The organism is Micromonospora tarensis, assembly GCF_016803395.1.
Classification (GTDB): Bacteria; Actinomycetota; Actinomycetes; order Mycobacteriales; family Micromonosporaceae; genus Micromonospora; species Micromonospora tarensis.
Genome location: NZ_JAEVHL010000297.1, coordinates 1 through 7091 on the forward strand (window position 1 = coordinate 1; position 7091 = coordinate 7091).

The window sequence follows — 7091 nt, forward strand, 5'->3', positions numbered from 1 at the left end:
GCGTCGGGCAGCACGAGTCGGCCAGCAGGGCCACCCGGCGGTGGCCCAGGCCGGCGACGTGGGCGGCGACGCCGCGGGCGGCGGCCCGCTCGTCGATGCCGACGAACCGTTCGTCGGGGGCGACGTCCGCGCGGACGGCCGTACTGACGTAGGGCAGTCCGCGCTGCCGGATCACGTCCAGCGCCCAACTCTCGTCGGCGACGCAGTAGACGCAGAACCCGTCGACCGCGGCGTTCTCCACGGCGCGGCGGGCGTCGGGTTCCGACCGGGGCAGTGGCACCAGCAGCATGCTGGTGCCGTGCCGCTCGGTGGCCGCGCCCACACCGGCGAGGAAGCGGACCGCGAAGGGGTCGGTGAAGGCGTACGACAGCTGCGAGGTGAACAGCACCCCGATCGAGCCGACGAACCCTCGGCGCAGCGAGCGCGCGGTCGGGTTGGGGCCGGGGTAGCCGAGCCGGTGGGCGGCTTCCATGATCGTTCCCGAAGGGCGGTGGAGAGCTGGTCCGGGCGGCTGTAGGCGTTGGACACGGTGCTGCGGGAAACGCCTACGGCGTCCGCCACGGCTTGCAGTGTTGGCTTCACCCGGCACCTTTCTGTATCGATGCAGACTGCATCGATACAGAGATTAGCCCGCCACGTCACTTGGGTCAATACGATGGCGGTCCAGCAGGGACGGACGCGGCCGTCGACGCGTACCCCACCAAGGCGCGACCGGGGCGCGTGCGGCGTCAGGCCGGGTAGAGGTCGTCCAGCAGCCGCCCGAGGATCTCCGGCGTACGCTCCGGCGGTTCGGCCTCGACACAGAGCCGCTCCATGGCCACCGCGTAGTAATCCAGATCCTCGCGCTTGTCCAGGTAGATGGCGCTGGTGAGCTGTTCGATGTAGACGATGTCGGGCAGCTCCTGGTCGCCGAAGCGCAGGATGGTGAAGGCACCCCCGGCGGCGGCGTGTCCGCCGGCGGCGAACGGGATGACCTGGAGCCTGATGTGGGGTGACTTGGTCGCCTCGATGAGCGCGGCGAGCTGGCCGCGCATGGCCTCGACACCGCCCATCGGCCGGCGCAACGCCGCCTCGTCCACCACGGCCCAGAGCAGCGGCGGGTTCTCCCGGTGCAGCAACTGCTGCCGCTGCATCCGCAACGCGACCCGACGGTCGATCTCGGCGGAACCGGCCGAGCCGTGCCCGAGGAGCACCACCGCACGGGCGTACTCCGGGGTCTGCAGCAGGCCGGGCACGAACTGCACCTCGTAGCTACGGATCAGCGCCGCCGCGGCCTCCAGGCCGAGGTACGACTGGAACCAGCTCGGCAACACGTCGCCGTAGCGGTGCCACCAGCCGGGGCTGTTGGCGTCCCGGGCGAGCTTCAGCAGTGCTTCGCGCTCGTGGGTCTCGGTGACGCCGTAGAGGGTCAACAGGTCGGCGACGTCGCGCTCCTTGAAGCCGACCCGGCCCAACTCCATCCGACTGATCTTGGATTCGGAGGCGCGAATCTCCCAGCCGGCGCCCTCCCGGGTCACCCCGCTGGACTCCCGCAGGCGCCGCAACTGGGCGCCGAGCAGCATGCGCAGCACGGTCGGCCCGGTTGTCGGGCCACCCTCGGCGGGAACTGTCACGTGCGGACCTCCGGACACGACCCACGGCGCGGGCGCCCCGGCCCGGCCGACGTGTAAGCATGCCATGGACCGACAGTGAGGTGAACTCCTCCGCGTCGGCAAATCAGTCCCGTCTCCGGGACGACCCACAGTGGGACCATCAGTTGATCAGGTGGTCGAAGTCTCCGTCCCGCGCGCCGAGCACGAACGCGGCGATCTCGTCCACCGTGTAGATCAGCGCCGGCCCCTCGGGGTGTCGTGAGTTGCGGACCGCGATGCCCGCTCCCTCGGGCAGTTCGGCTAGTTCGACGCAGTTGCCGCTGGGGTTGCTGCGGCGACTCTTCTGCCAGCTCAGCGGCGGCAACTGATGGATCGGTACGCCATTGGGTGGCTGCTGCATGGGGGCTCTTTCTGTTACGAGCCCGCCGGTGGCCGTGGGAGGAGCGGTGCCGGCGAGGGGGTGCGATATCGACATTGGACGGTTCTGCACGTGCATCTGCTATTGCATCTGCATCCGACGGCGAGCATGATAACGCACGTGATCGGTGCCCATCCGTTCACTTTGAGTTACCCCCACAGGGGCAACCATCAGGCAAAACTGGGCCCGACGCGGCGCGCCGCGGCGGGCGGAGGCTGGAGGCGGTCGCGGCGATGGGAGGGCTGGTGCCGGATCCGATGAGTGTCGCCTCCGGCCTCTGTGCGGCCGGCGCGCTGCTCTCCTCCTGGCAACTGCGCCGGCGGGCGGTGCGCGCCGAGGCCGAGATCGGGCACCTCCAGGCCGAGCTCGCCGCCGAGCGGCACGCCGCGAGTCACGACCCGCTCACCGGGCTGCCCAACCGACGCGCCTTCTACCGCCTGGCCGCCGCCCTGCTCACCGACGCCGCCGGCCAGCCGTTGATCGCCGTGGTGCTCGACCTGGACGACTTCAAGCAGGTGAACGACCGGTACGGGCACGCCGCCGGCGACCAGGTGCTGATCAGCGTGGCCGAGCGGCTGGCCGGCTTCGCCGGGGACAACCTCGTCGCCCGCCTCGGTGGCGACGAGTTCGCCGGGCTGCTCTCCACCCCCACCGTCGACCGGCGCTGGATCGAGCACTCCACCCGCCGGCTCAGCGAGACCGTCGCCGCGCCGATCCGGCTCAACGGGTGCAGCGTCCGGGTCACCGCGTCCGTCGGGCTCGCCCCGGTGACCGGCCCGGCCCAGCTCACCGACGCGCTCAGCCGCGCCGACGCGGCGATGTACCAGGCGAAGAGCCTCGGCGTCGCCCGGCCGCCCCGGCAACTGGTCGACAGCGCCCTGCTCGCGGAGCGCTGACCGTCAGGCCACGGCCGCGCCGAACCACCGCGACAGCCGGCTGAGCAGGTCGCTCTGCTCGTCGCCGACCCACACCACGTGCCCGTCCGGGCGCAGCAGCACGGCGGGAACGTCCAGCTCCTCGCTGACGTCGACCACGTGGTCGACGCGGTCCGCCCACCCGGCGACCGAGAGCTGGCCGGTCTGGTCGAGCAGCAGCCCTCGACCGCCGTGCATCAGCTCGTAGAGCCGCCCCCGCTTCAACCGCACATCACGCAGGTGACGCCCGAGCAGGTCGTGACCGTCGCCGACGTCGTAGCGGACGCCGATCGCGGTGATCTTCTCGATCAGATACCGGTTCACCTCCTCGAAGTCCAGCAGCTCCGACAGGAGTTGGCGCACCGACCGGGCCCCGGCTCGGGTGAGAGCAACACCATCTGCGCGCGGGTGTTGTTCAGGACGTCGGCGGCCACCGGGTGCCGTTCGGTGTGGTAGGTGTCCAGCAACCCCTCCGGCGCCCAGCCGTTGAGTTCGGCCGCCAACTTCCAGCCGAGGTTGAACGCGTCCTGGATGCCGAGGTTGAGCCCCTGCCCGCCGGTCGGCGGGTGGATGTGCGCCGCGTCGCCGGCCAGCAGCACCCGGTCGACCCGGTACCGCTCGGCCAGCCGGGTGGCGTCGCCGAAGCGGGAGAGCCAGCGCGGTGAGTGCACCCCGAAGTCGGTGCCGGCGTACGCCCGCAGTTGTTGTTGGAACTCCGCGAGGGTCGGCGGGACGGTGCGGTTCTCGGCCACCCCCTCGGCGGGCACCAGGACCCGGTACACGCCGTCGCCGAGGGGCCCGAGACCGAACCGGAGGTGGGTCTTGCGGACCTCGGTCACCACCTCGACCACCGTCTCCGGCGGTACGCCCACCTCCATCTCGCCCAGCAGCGACTCGACGCTGCTGGGCTCACCGGGAAAGCCGACGCCGAGCAGCTTGCGCACCGTGCTGCGGCCGCCGTCGCAGCCGACGAGGTAGCGCGAGCGCAGCGCGGTGCCGTCGGCCAGCTCCACTGTCACCCCGTTCTCGTCCTGGCTGAGCCCGATCACCTCGCAGCCACGTCGGATCTCGACGCCGACGTCGGTGGCGTGCTCGTACAGCAGGCGGTCGGTGGTGGTCTGCGGAATGGCCAGGACGTACCCGTGTGCGGTGTCCAGGTCGGGCGGTGACGGCTTGGGGATGGCGGCGAAGAACCCACCGACCGGGTGCTGCGTGCCGAGCGCGAGGAACCGGTCCAGCAGGCCACGCTGGTCCATCACCTCGATGCTGCGCGCGTGCAGGCCGAGCGCACGGACGTAGCGGGTCGGCTCGGTCTCCTTCTCCAGGACGAGCACCCGCACCCGGTGCAGCCGCAACTCGCTCGCCACCAGCAAGCCGGTCGGCCCGCCGCCAGCAATGATCACATCGATCATGAAATCCCCCGGTTCTCCCAGCTTTGGGCATCGGCTGGTGATTCTGCGGCATCCCCCCGGTCTTGCGGCAAGACCCCGGGTGCGATATACGTTGAGAGTGGCAAGAGGTCGTGACCTCCTTGCCCTTCTTTTTGTCCGCCGTCGACGATCGCCGCCCTACGCCACACCGGGCCTGATGAGCGACCTACCGGCAGCAGCCACCGAGGTCGCGCAGCGCCGCGTCGGCGACGGTGACCAGTCCGACCGGTGACACCAGGCCCCGCACGATCCGGGCGGTATCCGGCGAGCACGGACCGCTGCTGCCCCCCGGGTGATCGGCGCGACGGCGAGACCCCCGCCCAGGACGAACATCAGGGCCCAGCCGGGCGAGGTGCCGGCCCAGCAGGCTGATCGCAAGGTGTTCCGGGTCGCCGGGCGGGTATCCGAGTCGGCAGTCCGATCCGACGTCGAAGGGAACCGACGTGGCGAGCATTCGCGCCCTGGTGCTCAACTGCACCCTCAAGCCGTCACCGGCACCGTCCAGCTCGGAGCAGCTCGCCCGGGAGGTGCTCGCCGAGCTGGCCGAGCAGGGTGTCGAGGGCGAACTCGTCCGGGTCGCCGACCACGACGTGCGCTTCGGGGTCTCCACCGACGAGGGCGACGGTGACGGTTGGCCGGCGATCCGCGCCAAACTGCTGGCCGCCCAGGTGCTCGTCATCGCCACGCCGATCTGGCTCGGTCAGCCGTCGAGCGTCTGCAAGATGGTCCTCGAACGCCTCGACGCCGAGCTCTCCGAGACCGACGACGAGGGCCGGCTGCTCACCTACGGCAAGGTGGCCGGCGTCGCCGTGGTCGGCAACGAGGACGGCGCGCACCACACCGTCGGCCAGGTCCAGCAGGCGCTCAACGAGGTGGGTTTCACCATCGCCGCCGCTGCCGCGACCTACTGGGTCGGCGAGGCGCTCCAGACCGTGGACTACCGCGACGCCGGCCCCAAACCCGACACCACCGGCCGCACCACGAAGGCCCTCGCGCTCAATACCGCGCACCTGGCCCGGCTCCTCGCCGACCAGCCGTACCCCCCGCCGAACGCCCAGTCCGCCGCGGTCGGCCCGAGCCGCGAGCCGTAACCAGCGCGCGGATCAGCGCCAGCCGTAGCCGGCGCGCAACGCCTGCCCGACCCGGTCGAACCGGGGCCGGTCCAACACCGCGCCCTCGCGGCGGATGCTGTCCTCGCGCATGGTGAGCACCCGGTCCAGCCGGACCCAGCTCGGCCGGTTGTCACGGTCCCACTCCCCCGGCCCGAGCGCGAGCCAGTGCCGCTGCCCGTCCCGCTCGCTCTGACTGGACAGCATCAGCCCGAACAGCGTCCGGCTGTGCCGCCCGACGACCAGCACCGGCCGGTCCTTGCCCTGCCGGGGGTCGTCCTCGTACGGCACCCAGGTCCAGACGATTTCACCAGGGTCGGCCTGGCCGTCCCGCTCCGGCGCGTAGGTCAGCTCCCGGCGCTGCAACGCGCTCACCTGACGGCGGCGGGCCACCTGCGCGGGGGCCGGCCCGGTACGACGGGGCGACGGGATCGCCGCACCCACCCGAGAGATACGCGCCGCGACATTTCTCAACAGACCAGCCACGGCGGGCAGCCTACCCGCCGCCGCGATGGCCGATGCGACAGACTGGTCCGGTGAACGATCTCCCGCACGACCTACCGATCCGGGAACGGCGCGCGGTGCGGGTGGTGGTCGTCGACGACACCGACCGGGTGTTGCTGTTCCGCACCCGCGACCCGGACCATCCCCGGTTGGGCACCTGGTGGGAGCTGCCCGGCGGCGGCATGGACCCCGGGGAGACCTATCGCGACACGGCGGTGCGGGAGCTACGGGAGGAGACCGGCATCGTGGTCGCCGCCGACCAGGTGGGCGCGCCGACCTGGCGGCGGCGGGCAAGCTTCCTGCACCGCCAGTTGCGCCACGTCCAGGACGAGGTGGTGGTCACCGTACGGCTGGCGGGCCCCGGCCCGGACGTGGACGAGACGCACCGGCTCGACTACGAGCGCGAGGACTACTTCGACTTCCGCTGGTGGCCGCTGCCGGAGGTGGTGGCCAGCCGGGAGCGGTTCTACCCAGGACAGCTCCCCCGGCTGATCACCGCCTTCCTCGCCGGAACCGAGATCGACGAGCCGTTCGAGCTGTGGTCGTGAGCCGCCTCGGCGGGCAGAGTGAGGGCATGAGGACGGATCTGCACGGGCCGCTCGCCGGGTACGCCAGGCGGCTGCACGCCACAGCCGGCGACCGGCACCACGTCGCCTCCGCGCTCGGCGCCTGGTTGCTGCTCGCGGTAGGCGCCGCCGCGGCCGCCGACGCCGACCCGAGCACCGAGGACCCCGCCGCCGAGGAGCTGGCCCACGCTCTGGGCACCGATGTGACCAGCGCGGCCGAGGTCGCCCGAGCCCTGCTGGACGCACCCGCATCCGCTGGTCGCGTCCGCCACCGCGCTCTGGCACCGACCGGCCAGGGCAACGGCGGCCCGGCGACGTGGCGGGCCGCCGCTGCCCACGACCACAGCCGTCGGCATGCTCCCGGACCAGGCGGGGTTGGACGCCTGGGCGCGGCGAGCACACCCTCGGCCTGATCGAGGCGTTTCCGCTGCGGGTCGGGCCGGACGTGGTGCTGGCCCTGGCCAGCGCGCTGGCCACCCGGGTGTCCTGGGCGACGCCGTTCGACGTCGCCGACGCCCGCGCGCTCGGCGCCGGCAGCCCGTGGGCCGGCCGGCTACG

At 72.0% G+C, this 7091-nt stretch carries 7 protein-coding genes and 2 pseudogenes; 4 read left to right on the plus strand and 5 right to left on the minus strand.

Annotated elements, in window-relative coordinates; all coding sequences use genetic code 11:
- The 3 genes and pseudogenes from JM949_RS31895 to JM949_RS31905 form a co-directional block, all read right to left on the minus strand.
- Nucleotides 1–472, minus strand: a pseudogene (locus tag JM949_RS31895) (LacI family DNA-binding transcriptional regulator); the annotation flags it as partial.
- A 256-nt stretch (nucleotides 473–728) separates the two neighbouring features.
- On the minus strand, nucleotides 729–1562 hold the full coding sequence (locus JM949_RS31900; protein WP_203151815.1) for a helix-turn-helix domain-containing protein: 834 nt from the start codon (nucleotides 1560–1562) through the stop codon (nucleotides 729–731).
- 190 nt (nucleotides 1563–1752) lie between these two features.
- On the minus strand, nucleotides 1753–1992 hold the full coding sequence (locus JM949_RS31905; RefSeq protein WP_091406718.1) for a DUF397 domain-containing protein: 240 nt from the start codon (nucleotides 1990–1992) through the stop codon (nucleotides 1753–1755).
- Nucleotides 1993–2255: 263 nt separating this feature from the next.
- Between JM949_RS31905 and JM949_RS31910 the strand changes: the two genes are divergently transcribed.
- Entirely contained in the window at nucleotides 2256–2906 is a 651-nt protein-coding gene (locus JM949_RS31910; RefSeq protein WP_203151810.1) for a GGDEF domain-containing protein, read from the plus strand.
- 3 nt (nucleotides 2907–2909) lie between these two features.
- Here the strand turns inward: JM949_RS31910 and rox are convergent.
- A pseudogene (rox, locus tag JM949_RS31915) lies at nucleotides 2910–4336 on the minus strand (rifampin monooxygenase).
- 461 nt (nucleotides 4337–4797) lie between these two features.
- Between rox and JM949_RS31920 the strand changes: the two are divergent.
- Nucleotides 4798–5445 (plus strand): flavodoxin family protein, encoded by a 648-nt coding sequence (locus tag JM949_RS31920; protein ID WP_203151811.1) that lies wholly within the window; start codon nucleotides 4798–4800, stop codon nucleotides 5443–5445.
- A gap of 12 nt (nucleotides 5446–5457) precedes the next feature.
- Here JM949_RS31920 and JM949_RS31925 read toward each other — a convergent pair whose 3' ends face one another.
- A complete protein-coding gene (locus JM949_RS31925; RefSeq protein ID WP_203151812.1) occupies nucleotides 5458–5949 on the minus strand; it encodes a type II toxin-antitoxin system PemK/MazF family toxin in 492 nt (163 codons plus the stop codon).
- A gap of 50 nt (nucleotides 5950–5999) precedes the next feature.
- On the opposite strand from JM949_RS31925, the gene JM949_RS31930 reads away from it, so the two are divergent.
- Nucleotides 6000–6515 carry an NUDIX hydrolase gene (locus JM949_RS31930; RefSeq protein WP_309232422.1) on the plus strand — a complete coding sequence of 172 codons (516 nt, stop codon included), beginning with the start codon at nucleotides 6000–6002 and terminating at the stop codon, nucleotides 6513–6515.
- A gap of 26 nt (nucleotides 6516–6541) precedes the next feature.
- Entirely contained in the window at nucleotides 6542–6946 is a 405-nt protein-coding gene (locus JM949_RS31935) for a hypothetical protein (protein ID WP_203151814.1), read from the plus strand.
- The last annotated feature ends 145 nt before the right edge of the window (nucleotides 6947–7091 follow it).